The following is a 20,008-nucleotide window of genomic DNA, read 5'->3' as shown; positions in this document are numbered from 1 at the left end:
AAAACCGCGTGAGTCGAGGCAGTCCAGTTTGCCGACTTTGCGCCCGGTTTTAGGTTCGATCACCCACACTTCAGTGGCGTCAGGTAAAAGCGCGCGGACTTCGAGTCCGGCTGAGGTCTGGTGCATACCGAGTACGGAAAAAGGATCCGCAAAATGGCCTGCGATTAGCGCATTAATCACGTCTCTATCGATACGATCGGACATGGTTTTCATCCTGTTTTTTGGTGTCACTCCTCCAACTGATTTTCGACATCAGTCAGCGACACTTTTTTTGACCTGAACGGTGCAGCACAATTGTGCATCCTCTCTGCCCCGTCCTACCTTCAGGTAAAGCCCTGATACTGAGATCAGGACACCCTTAAAGAATAGCCAACACTTTCATTAACTCCTGCATAAAGACTATACATTTGCGTTTACTCCTTTTTTACGCATAAAAAGGGGTGACTCAGCACCCCTTGTAAACCAACGCGATTACGCCAGATGGCGCAACATACGTCGCAACGGCTCTGCAGCCCCCCAGAGCAACTGGTCGCCTACCGTAAAGGCTGACAGGAACTCCGGTCCCATGTTCAGCTTACGCAGACGGCCAACTGGCGTGGTCAACGTGCCGGTAACGGCCGCTGGGGTTAACTCACGCATGGTGATATCCCGATCGTTTGGCACCACTTTCGCCCACGGATTGTGAGCCGCCAGCAGTTCTTCCACGGTCGGAATGGAAACGTCTTTTTTCAGTTTGATGGTGAACGCCTGGCTGTGGCAACGCAGCGCGCCAACGCGCACGCACAGGCCATCGACCGGAATGACGGATGAGGTATCAAGGATTTTGTTAGTTTCCGCCTGGCCTTTCCACTCTTCGCGGCTCTGGCCGTTATCAAGCTGTTTGTCGATCCACGGAATCAGGCTACCTGCCAGCGGGACGCCAAAGTTATCTACCGGCAGTTCGCCGCTACGAGTCAGTTGGGTAACTTTGCGTTCGATATCGAGAATAGCGGAGGAAGGCGTTGCCAGTTCATCAGCGACGTAGTTATGCAACTGGCCCATCTGGTTGAGCAGTTCGCGCATATGACGCGCGCCGCCGCCGGAGGCCGCCTGGTAGGTCGCGACCGACACCCAGTCCACCAGGTCATGGGCAAACAGACCGCCGAGCGACATCAGCATCAGGCTAACGGTACAGTTACCGCCGACGAAGGTTTTAATCCCGTTGTTCAGACCCCGGGTGATGACATCCTGGTTAACCGGGTCGAGGATAATGATAGCGTCATCTTTCATGCGCAGCGAAGAGGCCGCGTCAATCCAGTAACCCTGCCATCCGCTTTCACGAAGCTTTGGATAGATTTCGTTGGTATAATCGCCGCCCTGACAGGTCACAATGATATCGAGCGCTTTCAGCGCGTCCAGATCGAAAGCGTCCTGAAGTGTGCCGGTCGAGGTACCGCCGAACGTCGGCGCGGCCTGCCCAAGCTGAGAAGTTGAAAAGAAAACAGGGCGAATGGCGTCGAAGTCGCGCTCTTCAACCATGCGTTGCATGAGAACAGAGCCGACCATACCGCGCCAGCCGATAAAACCAACATTTTTCATAGCGTTTTTTCCTGCAAAGATGTGTGCTGTGTATGCTGACCAGTGTCCTACTGGCTCATCCTTCACCATACAAAAAGCAGCCAAAGTCGCAAGTGAATTTAATCAATGATAGCGATGCCATCAGAAATGCGACTTATCCCGCTGCTTAAGCGAGCAGAAAGTCCGAGGCAATTATCAGGGAATTTGAGTTATGAATGAAATCATTTCTGCAGCCGTTTTATTGATCCTGATTATGGATCCGCTCGGTAATTTGCCCATTTTCATGTCCGTACTGAAACATACCGAACCGAAGCGGCGTCGGGCAATCATGGTGCGCGAGCTGTTCATTGCGCTGTTACTGATGCTGATTTTCCTTTTCGCGGGCGAGAAAATTCTCGCATTCCTGAATTTGCGAGCCGAAACGGTTTCAATATCCGGGGGCATTATTCTGTTCCTGATTGCCATCAAGATGATTTTCCCCAGCGCCACCGGAAACAGCGCAGGCCTTCCGGCAGGCGAAGAGCCCTTTATTGTCCCGCTGGCGATCCCGTTAGTTGCCGGCCCAACGATTCTGGCCACGCTGATGTTGTTATCGCATCAATATCCGAATCAAATGGGGCATCTGGTGATTGCCTTGCTGCTGGCCTGGGGCGGTACGTTTGTGATTCTGCTGCAGTCGTCGCTGTTTCTGCGTCTGCTGGGTGAGAAAGGGGTAAATGCGCTGGAACGCCTGATGGGATTGATTCTGGTGATGATGGCGACCCAGATGTTCCTGGACGGTATCCGGATGTGGATGAAGGGATAAAACAATAGGGCCGGGCGATTGCCCGGCCTATCTTTTTTCAACTGAGCAGTGAAAACGCCACCATACCCACCATCGCACCCACGGTGCCGAGGATGGTTTCCATCATTGTCCAGGTCTTCAGCGTTTGTGCTTCTGTCGCACCGGTGAATTTCCCGAACAGCCAGAAACCGGCATCGTTCACGTGGCTGACGACGATCGACCCCCCCGCGATACAGATAGACAGTGCCGCCATCTGCGCCCCGGAGAAATTCAGTTGTTCAATTACTGGCATCACCAGTCCCACCGCCGTTAAGCAGGCTACGGTCGCGGAGCCCTGAATGATACGCACCGCTGCCGCCAGCACGAAGCAGGTAATGGCAATCGGCAAGCCCATCCCGGTCAGCGCTTCACCCAGCGCCGGCCCCACGCCAGAATCCACCAGCACCTGCTTGAAGACACCGCCAGCACCAATCACCAACAGGATGATACCCGCTGGTTGCAGCGCGTGACCGCAAATCTCCATGACCTTATCTTTCGGCATCCCCTGACGCATCGCCAGGCCGTAAATCGCCACCAGACAAGCCACCAGAATCGCGGTGAACGGGTGACCGACAAATTCAAACCACTGGTAAGCCGTAGAACCGACCGGCACAAAACGTGCGGCGATAGTTTTCAGTCCCACCAGCACCAGCGGCAACAGGATCAGCGACAGGCTGAAGCCAAAGGACGGCATTTTGCCCTCGCCCAGGTGCGGTTCGGTAATATCGTCTGGAATATTCAGCTCAACGTAGCGGCTGATAAAGTTGCCCCACAGCGGCCCGGCGATAATCATCCCTGGAATGGCGGCACACAGACCAATCAGAACCATCCAGCCAAAGTCGGCGTGCATCTGAGAAGCGAGCAGCATCGGCGCAGGCCCCGGCAGCAGAAATGCCGCGGCCGCCGCCACGCCCGCAAACAGCGGGATCACCAACTTCACCAGGTTTGTACCGGTATGACGCGCCATCGAGAATGCGACGCTTATCAGCAGAACAATGGCCACTTCAAAGAACAGCGGCAGCGCGCAAATCAGTCCCGCCAGCCCAATCGCATAATGCGCGCGACTGTGGCCGAAGGATTTCAGCATTTTGACCGCAATCTGATCGACTGCGCCCGTTTCATGCAAAATCTTGCCAAACATGGCCCCCAGAGCGACCACAATCGCCAGGAAGCCCAGCGTACCTCCCATCCCTTTTTCCATTGTCGCCGCGATTTTATCGAGCGGCATACCGGAAAAGAGACCTGCACCAATAGACACCACCATCAAAGCAACGAAGGCGTGCATACGTGCCTTCATCACTAAAAACAACAGCAGCAGAACGGAGCCTACTGCTGTTAAAACAAGCGTTAATGTACTCAAAACTTACTGCCTTTTATTAATGACCTCGATGGTGCTGGCAACAACACCTTCCAGTGGCTGATCGATATCCACCACCAGTACGTCGCTTTCGTCTGCACCCGGTTCTTGCAGGGTTTCAAACTGCGTCACCAGCATCTGGGTTTTGAAGAAATGGCCTTTACGCGCCTTCAGACGGCTTTCGATCACGTCGAAATCGCCTTTCAGGTAGATAAAAGAAAGGTTCGGGTTACCGTCACGCAGCAGGTCACGGTAGTGTTTTTTCAGTGCGGAACAGACGATCAGCGAAACCTTATTGGTACGCTGCATCGCAAACGCGGCGTCATTCAGCGCCTGCAACCACGGCTTACGGTCGTCATCATTGAGCGGCTCACCGGAGGCCATTTTCTCAATGTTGCGACGCGGATGGAGAAAATCGCCATCAAGAAACGCGGCATGCAGTTGATGCGCCACTTCGCTGGCGACAGCGGATTTACCGCTGCCCGATACGCCCATCAGAACGTAAATGTGGTGATCATGATTAGTCGTGCTCAAAGTGGTGCCCCCACAGTACAAGGATCAGGAATTGTTACGGGTAACTGTTATCGGTAACATTGTCCAACCTGACTAAAACAGAAGCAATATCCAAACGTGCGAGAAGTGAATAAGTGTGAGCTACTTCAAATTTGTCGGGTTAAATAGATCCACCCGGTGACAAGGTGAAACCTAAATCTAACATTTTTGGCGTGACGCTCTCCCCACGAATACGCGCCAGCAGACGCTCTGCGCCAATGCTGCCCATACGCTCACGCGGCGTCAGCACGCTGGCCAGACGCGGTTCCATCACCTGACCGATATCATGGCCGTGAAAACCAGCGATCGCCATGTCATCCGGGATCCTCAACCCTAAACGCTGGCATTCAAAGGCCGCGCCCACCGCCAGGTCATCGTTAGTGCAGAAGATACCGTCCAGTTGCGGGTATTCACGACGCGCCTGACGGATAAGCTCAATCCCCGAAGAGTAAGAAGAAGACTGCTCCACCATCACACTGTAGGGCAACAGACCGGCATCCAGCATCGCCTGTTCGTAACCCTTCTGTTTGATGATAGTACGTTCGTCAAGACGTGCCCCCAGATAGGCGATATGACGATGCCCGCGTGCAATAATCGCGGCGGTCATTTGACGCGCGGCTTCAAAGTTGTCAAAACCGACGGCGATATCGAGGCAGGGTGACTGACTGTCCATCAGTTCAACCACCGGAATCCCCGCCACTTCGATCATTTTCAACGTGCGCGGCGTGTGGGTACGTTCAGTCAGGATCAGACCATCGATGTTCCAGGAGAGCATCGACTCCAGACGTTCCTGTTCCATCTCCGGCTTATAACCGTAGTGCGCCAGCATGGTTTGATAACCATGCGCATCCGTCACGGTCTCAATACCACGTAAAACTTCAGCAAAAACCTGGTTGGTTAACGACGGCAGCAGTACGCCAATGGCCCGGCTGGTGGCGTTGGAGAGGATATCAGGTGCGCGATTGGGAATATAACCCAGTTCATCAAGTGCAGCAGCGATCTTGCCCCGCAATGCAACGGAGACTTGCTCCGGATTACGCAAAAAACGGCTGACCGTCATTTTGGTCACACCAACACGGTCAGCTACATCCTGAAGTACGGGTCTTTTCTTCTTCATCGTCCTGAGAAATCGTAAGTGAGAGATTTGCTCAGTTTATCACGGACAAAGCACAACCTTCCCCGTTTAAAGGGAAGGTTGCGTAATTATTTATACAGGCGGCAGATCAAACAGCAGGATTTCACTATCGCTGTCAGCATGAATTGACAGCGCCTGCTCATCCCAAATCGCCAGACCGTCACTGGTGGTGGCTTTCGTGCCGTTAATGCTCACCTCGCCTTTTACCACCTGGATCCAGACGCGACGTTCAGCAGCAATCTGGTGTACTGACTGCTCACCTTTCACCAGCGCCCAGCGATACAGTTCCATATCCTGGTACACTTTCAACGAGCCGTCGCGAGCGTCCGGTGACAACACCAGTTGTTTACCCTGTGTGGCGTCGAAGCGGCGCTGCTCGTAACGCGGCGTGATGCCGGTTTTTTCCGGAATGATCCAGATCTGATACAGACGCAGACGATCCGTTTTGCTCGGGTTGTACTCAGAGTGCCGGATCCCGGTCCCCGCGCTCATAATCTGGAATTCACCAGCCGGCACCTGCTCTTTATTGCCCATGCTGTCCTGGTGTTCTACTGCGCCTTCCAGCACGTAGGTCAGAATTTCCATGTCTTTATGCGGGTGGGTACCGAAACCCTGGCCGGCGTCAATCACGTCGTCGTTAATCACGCGAAGTGCCGAGAAGCCCATAAAGTTGGGATCGTAGTAGTCAGCAAAAGAGAAGGTATGCCAGGAATCCAGCCAGCCATGATTCGCGTGGCCACGGTCGTTTGCTTTGCGTAAGTAGATCATTGTGTTCACCCCCAGATGTTTTCGATGGAGTAAGTGTGGACTGAATCCATCATCAATCATAGAGGGTGAAAATTGACTCCTCTGTTCAAAAATTATGAACAAGTACAGAGGAGTCAGTCTGGCTTATCGGGCAAGGGTAATCGTGGCCGGTGAAGCCTGTTCGAATGCCCGCTCGAGGAGTTCAAGGTTGGTCAGAACGTCAGATTCCTTGACGTAATTTGGCGCGCCTGTGGTGAGAGTGTCATACAACGCATCATAGACACGCCCGTAGTCGCCCGTTTCCGGTTTGACCTCTTCTTTCACCGTCACCCCTTCGTCGTTAACGTACTCCAGCACGCCAACGGAATCGTCCGCCGCAAAGCCTGGCTCACCCGGCATGATGTTGGCCTTCAGGCTAGTTTCCTGCTGGTCAATACCGTATTTGATAAACGACCCCTTGGTGCCGTGCACGATAAACTTCGGATAGTCGATTTTCACCAGATGGCTGGTTTTGACGATGGCCTTTACATCGCCGTAAAACAGTTGCGCTTCAAAGGTGTCGTCCGGATTGGCCTTATTGCGCAGGCTGCGGATATCGTACGCCACGTGGTCCGGACGACCGAACAGCGAGATAACCTGATCCATCGTGTGTACGCCCAGGCCATAAAACGCGCCATCCTGCGGTAAACCTGGTTGGGTCTCCGCGACCGGGCGGTAGTAATCAAAGTGGCTTTCCAGTTCCACAATCTTACCCAGCTTACCGCTTTCAATCGCCTTTTTGGCGGTCAGGAAACAGGAGTCAAAGCGACGGTTTTGATACGGCGTCACCGTCAACCCTTTGCTCTGCGCCAGTTCAAACAGCACCTTCGCTTCAATCATTGTCGGGGTGAAGGGTTTCTCAACCAGCACGTTCTTCCCGGCCTCCAGCGCCCGTTTCGCGTAGTCAAAGTGGCTGTCGGCGTGGGTACAGATGATAACCAGCTTGACCTGCGGATCATCGAAAATTTCATTGAGATCGCTGGTGAAGTGGATGTGTGAGTAAATCGGCGCCTGCTCTTCCGGCTTCGCACGACGGCGAAAGATATGGGCCACATGCCAGGTATCTTTACGGTGAAGGACATACGGGAGATGGTAGCGAGTCGCACTCTTGCCGAACCCGATAAATGCGCAATGTAACGTCATGGTGGCGTCCTTTTTGGAAAAAATGATGCATACACCATAGCGCAAAGCACAGAGAGACTAAATGCGGAACCTCTCCTGAGGATGCGCTGTCGCACCTGGAAACGGATTGCTCGCGCCTCGGGCGTGAGTGGCGCAGGCAGATTATTCACGGCCTGCGCACAGCAGCCGGAGCGTACTTAATGTATGTGAGGAGCTCGGGCACTTCCCTGGGACAAAATAACAAGTCAGCCTGGCTGAAAAAAGACCAAAAAAAAGCCAGCACCCGGCTGGCTAAAATAATACTGGAAGCAATGTGAGCAATGTCGTGCTTTCAGGTTCTCCGCAAGGGTCTTCCTGAACGCAGAGCAATAATAATCATTCTCATTCGCAGTTGTCCAGCGATTTCTTCAAAAAAATGCAGTTGACGACATTTTTAATCTCAGCGACTGTAAAGACTCAATAACCCCTAAAGGAGATCGGGAATGAGTGAGATAGTGATACGCCATGCTGAAACCAAAGATTACGACGCGATTCGTCAGATCCATGCCCAGCCGGAGGTGTATCACAACACGCTACAGGTTCCTCATCCATCCAGTGAGATGTGGCAGGCGCGACTCGCCGAACAGCCCGGCATCAAACAACTTGTGGCCTGCATTGACGATCGCGTGGTTGGACATTTGTGCATTGCCGTCGTTCAGCGTCCACGCAGGAGTCACGTCGCCGATTTCGGTATTTGTGTTGATGCGCAATGGCAAAACCGCGGTGTCGCCAGCGCATTAATGCGGACCATGATCGACATGTGCGACAACTGGCTGCGCGTTGAGCGCATCGAATTAACGGTGTTTGTCGATAACGCCCCCGCCATAGCCGTGTATAAAAAATATGGTTTTGAAATTGAAGGCACCGGCAAGAAGTACGGCCTGCGTAACGGCGAGTACGTCGATGCCTATTTTATGGCGCGGATGAAGTGACAAATTGCCCGGTGGCGCTACGCTTACCGGGCCTACAGCTGCACAAACGTAGGCCGGGTAAGGCGAAGCCGCCACCCGGCAACAAAATCAATACCCCGCCGTTAAATCGTCCACAGTGCGTGGGTCTGATGCGCCATACAGCGCACCGTCCGGCCCTACCATAATGCTCTGTGTGCTACCCATCGCCTCTTTCAGCGCAACCTTCTGCCCTTTTTGCTCAAGTAGTTTGAGGGTATCCGGGCTAAAGCCTTTCTCCACACGCAGCTCATCCGGCAGCCACTGATGATGGAAACGCGGCGCGTTGGTCGCTTCCGCTACATTCATCCCGAAATCGATGCTGTTGACCACCATTTGCAGCACAGTCGTGATAATCCTGCTCCCACCCGGACTGCCCGTAACCAGCCAGGTTTTACCGTCTTTCACCACGATGGTGGGCGACATTGACGACAGCGGACGTTTCTTCGGCCCAACGGCGTTGGCATCGCCTCCCACCAGACCATAGACATTTGGCACGCCCGGCTTAGCTGAGAAGTCATCCATCTCGTTATTCAGCAGAATGCCGGTATTCCCCGCCACAATGCCGGTCCCGAAGGTGGTGTTGAGGGTATAAGTGACCGCCACGGCGTTACCGTCTTTATCCACCACCGAGAAGTGAGTGGTCTGGTTACTCTCGTAGGGCGCCAGTTTGCCAGGGCGAATTTCGCTGGAGGGTTTCGCCTTGTTGATATCGATCCGTTCGGCAATCGATTTGGCGTAATCTTTGTTGGTCAGCGCCTGCCACGGCACCTTCACAAAATCCGGGTCGCCCAGGTATTCCGAACGATCGGCGTAGGCCTGTTTCTCCGCTTCCGCCATCACCTGCATGGCGTCCGCACTGCCGAAGCCGTATTGCTTCATGTCGAAGTTTTCAAGGATATTCAGGATTTGCACGATGTGGATCCCGCCGGAGGACGGCGGTGGCATCGAGAAGACCTGATATCCGCGATAGTCACCGCTAATTGGCGTGCGCTCTACCGCTTTATAGCCCGCCAAATCCTCTTTGGTCATCAGCCCGCCATTTTTCTGCATCTCCTGCGCAATCTGGTCGGCAATCTCCCCTTTATAAAAGGCATCCGGCCCCTTTTCCGCAATCAACTCCAGGCTTTTCGCCAGATTTTTTTGTACCAGTTTGTCGCCCTTTTTCAGCGGCTCACCGTCCTTCCAGAAAATGGCTTTGCTGTTTTCGTGATTCGGAATGACTTCACTGCCGTAGGTTTTTAGATCGTCCGCCAGCGCATCGTTAACCACAAAGCCCTCTTCCGCCAGTTTGATCGCCGGACGCACCACCTTGTTGAGCGGCAGGGTGCCATATTTTTCCAGCGCCAGAGAGAACCCGGCCACGGTGCCCGGCGTGCCGGACGCCAGATGGGAGGTCAGCGATTTTTTACTGTCCGGATTGCCCTGGTCGTCAAGGAACATATCGCGCGTGGCGTTAGCGGGCGCCATTTCGCGAAAATCGATCGCCGTGGTCTTGCCGTCTTTAGTACGCAGCAACATAAAACCGCCGCCGCCCAGATTCCCGGCCTGCGGATGCGTGACCGCCAGCGCATACCCTACGGCGACCGCAGCATCCACGGCGTTCCCGCCCTGTTTGAGAATATCCACCCCAACCTTCGTGGCCATGGCATCTACCGAGGCCACCATTCCCTGCCTGGCGCGAACGGGATGGAACACATCCTCTTCCACCCCATACGACACCGGAGGGGGTGGAGGGGGGACGGCGAGCACACTGAAACAGCTTCCTGAGAGCAGAGCAGCAAGGGCTACCCGGCGTAAAAACGTCGGTTTCGTCATCGTTATTCTCCAAAGATGTGGGGTCAGCCCCCCACTAAGCCTGGTGCATAACTCTGAAATGATCCTCGTTTCGCCGGGAAAGGGGTAAACTTAAGAGAGACCTCAGTGGAGGAATGATGATGAAACGATACGTAATTTTGACAGCGCTACTGCCGTTTGCCTGTCTCGCACAGCCGATTAACACGCTGAACAATCCGAACCAGCCGGGCTATCAGATCCCCAGCCAGCAACGGATGCAGACGCAGATGCAGACGCAGCAGATCCAGCAGAAAGGAATGCTGAATCAGCAGTTAAAAACGCAGACGCAGCTTCAGCAGCAAAATCTGCAAACGCAGATGAACAACAATCAGCAACGGACCCAGCAGGGTCAGGTACGCGAGCAGCCGTTGCCCAATACCAACGGCGGCATGTTGAGCGGCGGTACGCGTCTGGAGAGCGGCCAGCAGCACATGCTACCGCCGCGGCAAAATGGCGATATGCTTAATCCGCAGCAGTAAAGTCCGGGCCAATCACGTCAATCGCATCCGTACAGATGCAGTCCACGCCCCAGCGTAGCAGTTCAGCCGCACGCTGGGGTTTGTTGACGGTGTAGACCAGAATATGTAATCCCGCCGCTTTAAGCTGTCTGACCCGCGCTTCATCCAGTAGCTTGTGATTCAGGTGAATCGACACGCACGCCAGGCGAGTGGTCAGTTCGCGCCAGTCATCACGCCACTCGTCAAGCAACAACCCTCGCGGCAGCTCTGGTACGGCGGCCTGCGCCGCTTCCAGCGCATCAATTTCAAATGACGACAGCAGCGGCGCATTCATCCCCTGCCACAGCTCACGCGCGGCGAGAGCAATCACTTTCCCCGTCAGCGGTCCGGTTCCGGTAGTCGGTTTAATTTCGATATTGGCCATCAGGTCATGCTGGCGACAACGCGCGGCCACCTGCGAGAGCAACGGCAGCGGTTCGCCTTTAAACTCGCCACTGTACCAGCCACCGGCATCCACCCGCAGCAAATCCTGCCAGTTGAGCTCTCCCGCCACGCCCCAGCCGTTGCTGGTGCGCTCAAGGTTATCGTCGTGCAGCAGGAAAATTTCCCCGTCCTTCGACAGCTTCGCGTCGAACTCGATCATGGAGTGCCCGTAATGCGCGCCGACGTCGATCGCCGCCAGCGTATTTTCCGGTGCCAGTTTACCGCCGCCGCGATGGGCGACGATGCGGGGATACGGCCAGTTACTCATACACGTTTTCCTGTTTCACCATCAAAAAGGTGCAAATGATTTTCCGGCAGATGCAGCCACAGCGTGCTGCCTGCCTTTGGGCGTTCCTGATGGGCCAGACGCACCACCAGTTTCTGATCGCCCCAGCGACCGTGCGCCAGATTATCGGCGCCCAACATCTCCAGCGTGTCCATCACCAGCGGCACACCGCCTTCCGCCTGGGAGCTTAGCGTAATATGTTCCGGGCGGATACCCAGCGTCATTTTTCGCCCGGCGTAGCCACGATAGTACCAATTGATGGGCAGCGCCATGCCGCTTTCCAGTTCGAAGTGCGTACCCGCATGGCTGATACGTCCTTCCAGCAGGTTCATCGCCGGACTGCCGATAAAGCTCGCCACAAAGCGGCTGGCCGGTTTTTCATAGACCTCTACCGGCGTACCAATCTGCTCGGCAATACCTTTATTCATCACCATCACGCGCTGGGCGAGCGTCATCGCTTCGACCTGATCGTGGGTCACGTATAGCGAGGTGGTTTTCAGACGACGGTGCAGGTGCTGAAGCTCCAGACGCATCTGCACGCGCAGTTTGGCATCGAGGTTCGACAGCGGCTCATCAAACAGGAAAACCGCAGGGTCGCGCACAATGGCACGCCCCATCGCCACACGCTGGCGCTGACCGCCGGAGAGTTCGCGCGGACGACGTTTGAGCAGACCGTCCAGTTCGAGAATACGCGCCGCTTCTTTCACCCGCTGTTCGATGTGTCCCTTGCCCATCCCACGGATTTTCAGCCCCCACGCCATGTTCTCTTCCACGCTCATGTGCGGGTAGAGCGCATAGTTCTGGAAGACCATCGCGATGCCCCTGTCTTTCGGCTCCATTTCAGTCACGCGCTGACGGTCAATCCAGATATCGCCACTGGTAACGCGCTCCAGCCCGGCCACCATCCGCAGAAGCGTTGATTTCCCGCAGCCGGACGGGCCGACCATCACAATGAACTCACCGTCCGCCACGTCCAGCGTTAGCGGTTGAATCACCTGGGTTTTGCCATCCCAGCTTTTGGTTACTGCCTGTAATTTTAAACCTGCCATCTTATTTCTCACTATCGACCAGGCCGCGGACAAACGCGCGCTGCATGGCTAAAACAATGACTACGGGTGGGATAAGGGTGAGCAGCATTGCCGCCATCACCTGATTCCACAAAGTGGTGCCTTCGCCGGTGGCAATCATGCCTTTGATCCCCGCCACGGCAGTCCCCAGATTGACGTCGGTAATAATCAGCAACGGCCACAGATACTGGTTCCAGCCGTAGATAAAGGTGATGACGAACAGCGCCGCCAGATTGGTTTTCGACAACGGCAGCACGATGTCGCGGAAAAATCTCATCGGCGAAGCGCCATCAATGCGCGCCGCTTCGATCAGCTCATCCGGCAGGGTCATAAAGAACTGGCGGAACAGAAAAGTGGCGGTCGCCGATGCCATCAGCGGTAGCGTCAATCCTGCGTAACTGTCGAGCATATTCAAATTGGCAATCACTTCCACCGTCGGGAAAATACGCACTTCGACCGGCAGCATCAGGGTGATAAAAATCATCCAGAAGAACAGGTTACGCAGCGGAAAACGAAACCAGACGATAGCAAAGGCAGAAAGCATCGAGACCGCGATTTTCCCCACCGTAATGCCAAACGCCATGATGAAGCTGTTGAGCATCATCAGCCAGAACGGCGCGCTATTCACACCAACGCCGTTGGCCCAGATGTTTTTCATGTTTTCCAGCAGATGCGTACCAGGGATAAGCGTCATCGGCGTTTCAAACACCGCGTTGTTGTCCAGCGTCGCCGCGACAAACGCGACGTACAGCGGGAACAAAATTACGACAATCCCCAGAATCAGCATGGTGTGGCTGAATATTGTCAGCCCGCGACGGTTCTCAATCATTGGTAACGCACCTTACTTTCCACATAGCGGAACTGCACCACCGTCAGAATGATGACGAGGAACATCAGTACCACCGACTGCGCGGCGGACGCAGAGAGATCCAGACCGGCAAACCCTTCACGATAGATCTTATAAATCAGCGTCGTAGTAGCCTGAACCGGGCCGCCTGCGGTCGCGGCATCGATCACCGGGAACGTATCGAAGAAGGCGTAGACCAGATTGACCACCAGCAGGAAGAAACTCACCGGCGCGATCAGCGGTAACGCCAGCCTGAAAAAGCGACGAACAGGCCCTGCGCCATCGATCGCGGCGGCTTCAACCAGCGAACGTGGGATCGATTGCAACGCGGCAAAGAAGAAAAGGAAGTTGTAACTAATCTGCTTCCAGACGGAAGCAAAAACCACCAGGAACATCGCCTGCCCGCTGTTCTGTGCATGGTTCCAGTCATAACCAAACTGCTCAAGGAAGTGGGTAATTAGCCCACGTCCTGGGTTAAACAGGAAAATCCACAGCACGGCGGCTACCGCAGGTGCCACGGCATAGGGCAGTAGCATCAGCGTCTGATACAGACGACTGCCGCGCACGACGTAATCCACCAGCGCTGCGAAGAACAACGATACCAGCAGGCCGCTGAAGGTCACCAGCGCGCTGAATTTGATCGTCGTCCAGAAAGCGTCGAGATAGTAGCGGTCATGAAACAGCGTGACGAAATTATCCAGTCCCACGAACTGACTGGAAAGCCCAAACGGATCGACGCTTTGTAGCGAGTACCACAGCGCTTCGCCCGCAGGCCAAATAAAGAAAATAACGGTGATCGCCAGCTGTGGCGCAACCAGCAAATAAGGCAGCCAACGCGAGCGAAACACCGGACGGGATGATGACATTGAGATTTGATTCCTGAACAATGCCGGGTGGCGGCTACACCTTACCCGGCCTGCATGTAGTTCGTTTTAGGCCCGGATCGCTACGCGCCACCGGGCAAGTCACAGATTACGATTTGGTCGACTGCTCAAAGCGGCGCAGCAACTGATTACCACGTTCTACCGCAGAGTCCAGCGCCTGCTGTGGCGTTTTTTTGCCGGTCCACACGCTTTCCAGTTCTTCATCAACGATGGTGCGAATCTGCGGCATATTGCCCAATCGCAGCCCTTTGGTGAACGGCAACGGCGGTTTGTTCAGCATCTGACGGGTCGCAATGTCTGCCCCGGGATTCTTGTCATAGAAGCCCTGCTCACGAGTCAGGTCATAAGCCGCTTTGGTGATCGGCAGATAACCGGTTTTCTGATGCCATTCGGCCGCATTTTCCGGTTTTGCCAGGAAGTCGAGGAACTCGGCCACGCCTTTGTAAGTGTCGCTGTCTTTGCCCTGCATTACCCACAGGCTCGCGCCGCCGATGATGGCGTTCTGCGGTGCGCCTTTGGCGTCCGCATCGTAAGGCATCATGCCTACGCCATAGTTGAATTTGGCGTAATGACGGATATCCGCAAGCGAACCGGACGAGGCGGTGGTAATAGCGCAATCGCCGTTGTAAAACTTCTCGGTGGATTCGTCTTTACGTCCGAAGTAGCTGAAGTCGCCCTTCTTGTTCAGATCGGCAAGCAGCGCGATATGCTTCACCTGCTCCGGCTTGTTGAACTCCAGTACCGCATCGGTGCCGTCGAAGCCGTTGTTTTTGGTCGCCACCGGCAGGCCGTGCCAGGCGCTGAAGTTTTCAATCTGGATCCAGCCCTGCCAGCCGCTGGCGTAGCCGCACTTCATCCCCGCCGCTTTCAGCTTCGCGGTGTACTCCGCCAGGTCCTGCCAGGTTTTTGGCGGCTGCTCCGGGTCTAAGCCCGCTTTTTTGAAGGCGTCTTTGTTGTAGTACAGCACCGGCGTGGAGCTGTTAAACGGCTGGGACAGCAGGTGGCCGGTTTTGGAATCGGTGTAGTAACCCGCTACGGTCGGCACGAATTGCGACTCGTCGAAGTTGATGCCCGCTTCTTTAAACACTTCATAGACCGGTTTGATGGCTTTGGAGGCCATCATGGTGGCGGTACCCACTTCATAAACCTGCAGCAGCGCCGGTGCATTTCCGGTACGGAACGCGGCGATACCGGCGCTCAGGCTCTGCTCGTAGTTACCTTTGTACACCGGCACAATCTTGTAATCCGGGTGGGTATCGTTGAAACGTTGCGCCAGGGAGTCAACTTCTTTACCCAACTCCCCTTCCATGGAATGCCAGAATGGAATGGTGGTGACGGCCATTGCGTTTGTCGCAAAAGCCAGACCAACCGCCAGACCCAAAGCTGTGTGTCGTAACGATGTCATTGTCATCATCTCTCTTATTGTGCCGGATGCGCGAAATCACGCGTTTTATGCTCGCGAGGTAACATGACATGCGCGAATGACAGAAAGATAACCGTCAGATGACGAAGCGGTGACAGCCAGGCTTCAGGTGAATGACGTTTCAGTGGCAAGAAAACAAAAAAAGCCGGGTGGCGGCTTCGCCTTACCCGGCCTGCATCAGGTGTAAATATCGAATGTCGTGTAGGCCGGATAAGACGCCATGCGCCGCCATCAGGCATCACAAACCGCTTAACCGCCTAAATACGCGCTGCGTACCGCTTCGTTTGCCAGCAATGCGTCGCCGGTGTCTTCGAGAACGACATGACCGTTCTCCAGCACGTAGCCACGATCGGCCAGCTTCAGCGCCTGATTAGCGTTCTGCTCAACGAGGAAGATGGTCATTCCCTGCTCGCGCAGTTGTTCGATAGTGTCGAAGATCTGCTGGATGATAATCGGCGCCAGCCCCAGAGATGGCTCATCAAGCAGCAGCAGGCGCGGTTCACTCATCAGCGCACGACCAATCGCCAACATCTGCTGTTCACCGCCGGACATGGTGCCCGCACGCTGAATACGACGCTCATGCAGACGCGGGAACAATTCGTATACCCACTTGATGCGTGCCTGAAACTGATCGCGCTCGGCAAAAAAACCGCCCATCGCCAGATTCTCTTCCACCGTCATGCGGGAAAACACGCGACGCCCTTCCGGAACGATCGCCACCGCTTCACGCATGATTTTCGCCGTTTGCCAGTCGGTAATGTCTTTGTCATCAAACACAATCCGACCGCTGGTCGCACGCGGATCGCCGCACAGCGTGCCGAGTAGCGTGGTTTTTCCCGCGCCGTTGGCACCAATCAAGGTCACAATTTCTCCCTGATTGATGTGCAGGCTCACCTCGTGCAGCGCCTGAATTTTGCCGTAGTGGGCACTGACTTTGTCAAAGGACAACATGACTTTTTCCATCTTATGCCTCACCAAGGTATGCACGGATCACGTCCGGGTTATTTCGAATCTGTTCCGGCGTCCCGTTCGCCAGCGGCGTGCCCTGGTTCACCACGTAAATACGGTCGGAAATCCCCATCACCAGCTTCATATCGTGCTCAATCAGCAGAATGGTAGTGTTGTGATGGTTGCGCAGTTCGGCAATCAGCTCGTCCAGCTCTTTGGTCTCTTTCGGGTTAAGACCCGCAGCCGGTTCATCCAACATCAAAATTTCTGGCTGCGTCACCATACAGCGGGCGATCTCCAGACGGCGCTGGTCGCCATAAGCCAGGTTACTGGCCTGACGGTTCGCATGCTCCAGCAGCCCGATACGCTCAAGCCAGGTGGCCGCGCGATCCAGCGCTTCGCTCTGCGCCCGACGAAACGCCGGGGTTTTCAGTAGACCGGAAAACACGCCTGTTTTCAGTTGCTGATGCTGTGCCACCAGCAGGTTTTCAATCACCGTCATTTCGCGAAACAGACGCACGTGCTGGAAAGTTCGCACCACGCCCATCCGGGCAATTTGTTGCCCCGGCAGCCCTTCAAGGTGCTGATCGCGAAGCTTAATGGTGCCCCCCGTCGGCTTATAAAAACCGGTCAGGCAGTTAAACACCGTGGTTTTACCGGCGCCGTTCGGCCCAATCAGCGACACAATTTCTTGCGGATGCAGCTCCAGTTCAACGTTGTTCACCGCCAGCAGACCGCCGAAGCGCATCATCAGGCCGTTAACCGATAATAATGGCTGACTCATGCCTGCTCTCCTTTCGCTTCCCCGTTTTTCAGTTTCAACTGTGGACGGGTCATCGGCAGCAAGCCCTGCGGACGCCAGATCATCATCAGTACCATCAAACCACCCAGCATTAACATGCTGTATTCGTTGAAATCACGCATCAGTTCACGCGACACCACCAACAGAATGGCTGCGAGGATTACCGCAAACTGCGACCCCATCCCGCCGAGCACCACAATCGCCAGCACAAACGCCGATTCGGCAAAGGTGAACGATTCAGGGCTGACAAACCCCTGACGCGCCGCAAACAGCGTACCGGCGAAACCGGCAAACGCGGCGCTGATGGTAAAGGCGGTCAGCTTGATGCGCGTGGGGCTCAGACCCAGAGAGCGACAGGCGATCTCATCTTCACGCAGCGCTTCCCACGCTCGCCCCAGCGGCATACGCAGCAGACGGTTAATCACAAACAGGCTCAGCACCACCAGCAGCAGCGCGACCAGATAGAGGAAAATCACGCGATCGGACGGATCGTATTTCACATTGAAGAAGTTGCTGAAGGTATCCCAGCCACCTTCACGTGCGCTGCGGCTGAACTCGAGACCGAACAGCGTCGGTTTCGGGATCTGGCTGATGCCGTTCGGACCGCCGGTGATTTCAGTATTGTTGAGCAGCAGAATACGGACGATCTCACCAAATCCCAGGGTGACGATTGCCAGGTAGTCGCCACGCAGACGCAGCACCGGGAAGCCCAGCAGGAAACCCGCCGCCGCTGCGACCAGTCCCGCCAGCGGCAGGCAGGTCCAGAAGCCGAGACCGTAATAGTGGTTCAGCAGCGCAAAAGTGTACGCGCCAATTGCGTAGAAGCCGCCGTAGCCTAATACCAACAGGCCGGAAAGCCCGACGACAACGTTCAGCCCCAGGCCGAGAATGATATAAATCATGGTCAGCGTGGCGATATCCACCGTGCCGCGCGAGACCATAAACGGCCACGCCACGGCAATCACCAGCAGCGCAATCAGGAACAGCTTCTGCTTTACGGTTGAGCCATCAATCGCTGGCAAAATAAACTTCGGCCCGGAGACGCTTTTCAGGCTCTTCTGGAATACCGGACGCAGCATCTGGAAGAAAAAGACCACGGCAGTGCCGATAAACACCCACTGCCAGCGGATGTCGGCAGCGGTGTCCACCACCAGTTTGGTGCCATCCAGTTCCAGTTGAACGCCCATAAAGACGCCCGCCAGCACGAAGAACATCGCGGCAGAGAGCAGCGCCATCGCAAAATGCATCGGTTTCATACTTTCTCTACCTCCGGACGGCCCAGAATCCCGGTCGGCATCACCAGCAGTACCAGAATCAGCAGGGCGAACGACACCACGTCTTTGTATTCCGTACTCAGATAAGCAGAAGAAAGCGCTTCCGCGACGCCCAGAATCAGGCCGCCGATCATCGCGCCTGGAATGCTGCCGATCCCGCCAAGTACCGCTGCGGTAAAGGCTTTCATCCCGGCCATAAAGCCGATATAGGGATTGATCACCCCGTAGAATTGCCCGAGCAGCACGCCGGCCACTGCCGCCATCGCTGCGCCAATCACAAAGGTCAACGCAATCACGCGGTCCGTGTTAATCCCGAGCAGGCTGGCCATTTTCAGGTCTTCCGCACAAGCACGGCAGGCACGTCCCATGCGGGAGTAACGGATAAAAATGGTCAGTGCCAGCATCGCCAGGAAGGTCACAACCCAGATGACCAGTTGCATGGTGGTGATCGAGGCGGAGAAGTTTTCGCTGGCCCCCACGACCCATTGCCCGTTGAACAGGCTGGGCAGCGCCACGTCACGTGAACCTTCCGTCAGGCTGACGTAGTTTTGCAGGAAGATAGACATCCCAATCGCGGAGATCAGCGCAATCAGACGTTTGGAATTCCGGACGGGCCGATACGCCACCCGCTCAATGCTCCAGCCGTAGGCGCTGGCAATGATAATCGCCCCAATGAATCCGGCCGCCACCAGCAACCAACTGGTATCGATCCCCATCATCATGAGTGCCGCGATAATCATAAAAGAGACATAGCTACTGATCATGTATACCTCGCCGTGGGCGAAGTTGATCATGCCGATAATGCCGTACACCATGGTGTAACCGATGGCGATCAGCGCATAGGTGCTTCCCAGCGTGACGCCGTTAAACATCTGCTGCAAAAAGTACAGGAACTGCTCGGACATAAAAAAACCTTTCTATTTCCGCCCGCGTGAACGGGCGGTGGGATAATTATTTGGCTGCCGTGGATGACCCATCGGCGTGCCACTGGAAGACACCAAATTCAAATCCCTTTAGATCGCCTTTTTCATCCCATTTCAGCGGCCCAATGACGGTATCAGCACCGTTTGCTTTTAAATCTTTCACCAGATCCAGCGGCGCTTTGCTGCCAGAACGGTCCATTGCCGTTGCCAGTGACTGCACAGCAGCATAGGTGATCCACACATACGGACCGGTCGGATCTTTTTTATCGGCTTTCAGCGCATCAACAATCGCTTTGTTGGCCGGATCCTGGTCATAGCGTTTTGGCATGGTGACCAGCATGCCTTCAGCTGCTTCACCGGCGATATTCGACAGCGATGCATTGCCCACGCCTTCCGGCCCCATGAACATGGTTTTCAGCCCGACGGAGCGCGCCTGGCGCAGCATCTGCCCCATTTCCG

Annotated in this window: 20 protein-coding genes and 1 pseudogene; 3 read left to right on the top strand and 18 right to left on the bottom strand. The window is 55.2% G+C overall.

Annotated elements, in window-relative coordinates; genetic code table 11:
* The coding region (locus tag AB7E14_RS06000) for a GlgB N-terminal domain-containing protein (protein WP_428169400.1) at positions 1–204 on the bottom strand (204 nt) is incomplete at its 3' end.
* A 267-nt stretch (positions 205–471) separates the two neighbouring features.
* The gene (gene asd / locus AB7E14_RS05995; protein WP_042998458.1) at positions 472–1,578 is read right to left on the bottom strand and encodes an aspartate-semialdehyde dehydrogenase; all 1,107 of its coding nucleotides are present in this window, start codon (positions 1,576–1,578) and stop codon (positions 472–474) included.
* Positions 1,579–1,768: 190 nt separating this feature from the next.
* Between asd and yhgN the strand changes: the two genes are divergently transcribed.
* Positions 1,769–2,362, top strand: coding sequence for an NAAT family transporter YhgN (gene yhgN / locus AB7E14_RS05990; protein ID WP_042998459.1), 594 nt, complete (start codon positions 1,769–1,771; stop codon positions 2,360–2,362).
* Between the two features lie 37 nt (positions 2,363–2,399).
* Here yhgN and gntU read toward each other — a convergent pair whose 3' ends face one another.
* The 5 genes from gntU to AB7E14_RS05965 form a co-directional block, all read right to left on the bottom strand.
* Positions 2,400–3,740, bottom strand: a complete 1,341-nt coding sequence (gene gntU / locus AB7E14_RS05985; RefSeq protein WP_428169399.1) for a gluconate transporter — start codon at positions 3,738–3,740, stop codon at positions 2,400–2,402.
* Between the two features lie 3 nt (positions 3,741–3,743).
* Complete coding sequence (gene gntK / locus AB7E14_RS05980; RefSeq protein ID WP_042998461.1) at positions 3,744–4,271, bottom strand: gluconokinase; 528 nt, start codon at positions 4,269–4,271, stop codon at positions 3,744–3,746.
* 139 nt (positions 4,272–4,410) lie between these two features.
* Positions 4,411–5,406: a gluconate operon transcriptional repressor GntR gene (gene gntR / locus AB7E14_RS05975; RefSeq protein ID WP_042998462.1), complete on the bottom strand. Its 996-nt coding sequence runs from the start codon at positions 5,404–5,406 to the stop codon at positions 4,411–4,413.
* Between the two features lie 90 nt (positions 5,407–5,496).
* Positions 5,497–6,192 carry a pirin family protein gene (locus AB7E14_RS05970; protein ID WP_043001767.1) on the bottom strand — a complete coding sequence of 232 codons (696 nt, stop codon included), beginning with the start codon at positions 6,190–6,192 and terminating at the stop codon, positions 5,497–5,499.
* A 123-nt stretch (positions 6,193–6,315) separates the two neighbouring features.
* Positions 6,316–7,353, bottom strand: a complete 1,038-nt coding sequence (locus tag AB7E14_RS05965; RefSeq protein ID WP_316962346.1) for an oxidoreductase — start codon at positions 7,351–7,353, stop codon at positions 6,316–6,318.
* Positions 7,354–7,814: 461 nt separating this feature from the next.
* On the opposite strand from AB7E14_RS05965, the gene yhhY reads away from it, so the two are divergent.
* Positions 7,815–8,303, top strand: a complete 489-nt coding sequence (yhhY, locus tag AB7E14_RS05960; protein ID WP_042998463.1) for an N-acetyltransferase — start codon at positions 7,815–7,817, stop codon at positions 8,301–8,303.
* Positions 8,304–8,390: 87 nt separating this feature from the next.
* On the opposite strand, the gene ggt is transcribed toward yhhY, so the two are convergent.
* A complete protein-coding gene (gene ggt / locus AB7E14_RS05955) occupies positions 8,391–10,136 on the bottom strand; it encodes a gamma-glutamyltransferase (protein WP_044327555.1) in 1,746 nt (581 codons plus the stop codon).
* 119 nt (positions 10,137–10,255) lie between these two features.
* On the opposite strand from ggt, the gene AB7E14_RS05950 reads away from it, so the two are divergent.
* Entirely contained in the window at positions 10,256–10,633 is a 378-nt protein-coding gene (locus AB7E14_RS05950) for a DUF2756 family protein (protein WP_316962349.1), read from the top strand.
* Here the strand turns inward: AB7E14_RS05950 and ugpQ are convergent.
* From ugpQ to livK, 10 genes and pseudogenes are all read right to left on the bottom strand, one after another.
* Positions 10,617–11,363, bottom strand: a complete 747-nt coding sequence (gene ugpQ / locus AB7E14_RS05945) for a glycerophosphodiester phosphodiesterase (RefSeq protein ID WP_316962350.1) — start codon at positions 11,361–11,363, stop codon at positions 10,617–10,619. The genes AB7E14_RS05950 and ugpQ overlap by 17 nt on opposite strands.
* Positions 11,360–12,430 (bottom strand): sn-glycerol-3-phosphate import ATP-binding protein UgpC, encoded by a 1,071-nt coding sequence (locus tag AB7E14_RS05940; RefSeq protein WP_044327553.1) that lies wholly within the window; start codon positions 12,428–12,430, stop codon positions 11,360–11,362. Before AB7E14_RS05940 ends, ugpQ begins: the two co-directional genes overlap by 4 nt.
* Before the next feature lies 1 nt (position 12,431).
* Positions 12,432–13,277 (bottom strand): sn-glycerol-3-phosphate ABC transporter permease UgpE, encoded by an 846-nt coding sequence (gene ugpE / locus AB7E14_RS05935; RefSeq protein ID WP_044327552.1) that lies wholly within the window; start codon positions 13,275–13,277, stop codon positions 12,432–12,434.
* Entirely contained in the window at positions 13,274–14,161 is an 888-nt protein-coding gene (ugpA, locus tag AB7E14_RS05930) for a sn-glycerol-3-phosphate ABC transporter permease UgpA (protein WP_316962352.1), read from the bottom strand. The genes ugpE and ugpA overlap by 4 nt, the downstream gene beginning before the upstream one ends.
* A gap of 106 nt (positions 14,162–14,267) precedes the next feature.
* A complete protein-coding gene (gene ugpB, locus AB7E14_RS05925; protein ID WP_058587459.1) occupies positions 14,268–15,584 on the bottom strand; it encodes a sn-glycerol-3-phosphate ABC transporter substrate-binding protein UgpB in 1,317 nt (438 codons plus the stop codon).
* A gap of 267 nt (positions 15,585–15,851) precedes the next feature.
* On the bottom strand, positions 15,852–16,565 hold the full coding sequence (gene livF / locus AB7E14_RS05920) for a high-affinity branched-chain amino acid ABC transporter ATP-binding protein LivF (RefSeq protein ID WP_044253570.1): 714 nt from the start codon (positions 16,563–16,565) through the stop codon (positions 15,852–15,854).
* A gap of 1 nt (position 16,566) precedes the next feature.
* Complete coding sequence (gene livG, locus AB7E14_RS05915; protein WP_042998472.1) at positions 16,567–17,334, bottom strand: high-affinity branched-chain amino acid ABC transporter ATP-binding protein LivG; 768 nt, start codon at positions 17,332–17,334, stop codon at positions 16,567–16,569.
* On the bottom strand, positions 17,331–18,608 hold the full coding sequence (gene livM / locus AB7E14_RS05910; protein WP_042998473.1) for a branched chain amino acid ABC transporter permease LivM: 1,278 nt from the start codon (positions 18,606–18,608) through the stop codon (positions 17,331–17,333). The genes livG and livM overlap by 4 nt, the downstream gene beginning before the upstream one ends.
* The gene (gene livH / locus AB7E14_RS05905) at positions 18,605–19,531 is read right to left on the bottom strand and encodes a high-affinity branched-chain amino acid ABC transporter permease LivH (RefSeq protein ID WP_042998474.1); all 927 of its coding nucleotides are present in this window, start codon (positions 19,529–19,531) and stop codon (positions 18,605–18,607) included. The genes livM and livH overlap by 4 nt, the downstream gene beginning before the upstream one ends.
* A gap of 46 nt (positions 19,532–19,577) precedes the next feature.
* A pseudogene (gene livK / locus AB7E14_RS05900) lies at positions 19,578–20,008 on the bottom strand (high-affinity branched-chain amino acid ABC transporter substrate-binding protein LivK); the annotation flags it as partial.

The sequence above is a fragment of the Citrobacter sp. genome (assembly GCF_050252275.1).
Classification (GTDB): domain Bacteria; phylum Pseudomonadota; class Gammaproteobacteria; order Enterobacterales; family Enterobacteriaceae; genus Citrobacter_A; species Citrobacter_A amalonaticus.
This window is presented reverse-complemented; position numbering and strand designations above follow the sequence as displayed.

Coding starts and splice junctions, on each gene's coding strand:
- asd (WP_042998458.1), bottom strand. CDS start 1,578: ATGAAAAATGTTGGTTTTATCGGCTGGCGCGGTATGGTCGGCTCTGTT.
- yhgN (WP_042998459.1), top strand. CDS start 1,769: ATGAATGAAATCATTTCTGCAGCCGTTTTATTGATCCTGATTATGGAT.
- gntR (WP_042998462.1), bottom strand. CDS start 5,406: ATGAAGAAGAAAAGACCCGTACTTCAGGATGTAGCTGACCGTGTTGGT.
- AB7E14_RS05970 (WP_043001767.1), bottom strand. CDS start 6,192: ATGATCTACTTACGCAAAGCAAACGACCGTGGCCACGCGAATCATGGC.
- AB7E14_RS05965 (WP_316962346.1), bottom strand. CDS start 7,353: ATGACGTTACATTGCGCATTTATCGGGTTCGGCAAGAGTGCGACTCGC.
- yhhY (WP_042998463.1), top strand. CDS start 7,815: ATGAGTGAGATAGTGATACGCCATGCTGAAACCAAAGATTACGACGCG.
- ggt (WP_044327555.1), bottom strand. CDS start 10,136: ATGACGAAACCGACGTTTTTACGCCGGGTAGCCCTTGCTGCTCTGCTC.
- AB7E14_RS05950 (WP_316962349.1), top strand. CDS start 10,256: ATGAAACGATACGTAATTTTGACAGCGCTACTGCCGTTTGCCTGTCTC.
- ugpQ (WP_316962350.1), bottom strand. CDS start 11,363: ATGAGTAACTGGCCGTATCCCCGCATCGTCGCCCATCGCGGCGGCGGT.
- AB7E14_RS05940 (WP_044327553.1), bottom strand. CDS start 12,430: ATGGCAGGTTTAAAATTACAGGCAGTAACCAAAAGCTGGGATGGCAAA.
- ugpE (WP_044327552.1), bottom strand. CDS start 13,277: ATGATTGAGAACCGTCGCGGGCTGACAATATTCAGCCACACCATGCTG.
- ugpA (WP_316962352.1), bottom strand. CDS start 14,161: ATGTCATCATCCCGTCCGGTGTTTCGCTCGCGTTGGCTGCCTTATTTG.
- ugpB (WP_058587459.1), bottom strand. CDS start 15,584: ATGACATCGTTACGACACACAGCTTTGGGTCTGGCGGTTGGTCTGGCT.
- livF (WP_044253570.1), bottom strand. CDS start 16,565: ATGGAAAAAGTCATGTTGTCCTTTGACAAAGTCAGTGCCCACTACGGC.
- livG (WP_042998472.1), bottom strand. CDS start 17,334: ATGAGTCAGCCATTATTATCGGTTAACGGCCTGATGATGCGCTTCGGC.
- livM (WP_042998473.1), bottom strand. CDS start 18,608: ATGAAACCGATGCATTTTGCGATGGCGCTGCTCTCTGCCGCGATGTTC.
- livH (WP_042998474.1), bottom strand. CDS start 19,531: ATGTCCGAGCAGTTCCTGTACTTTTTGCAGCAGATGTTTAACGGCGTC.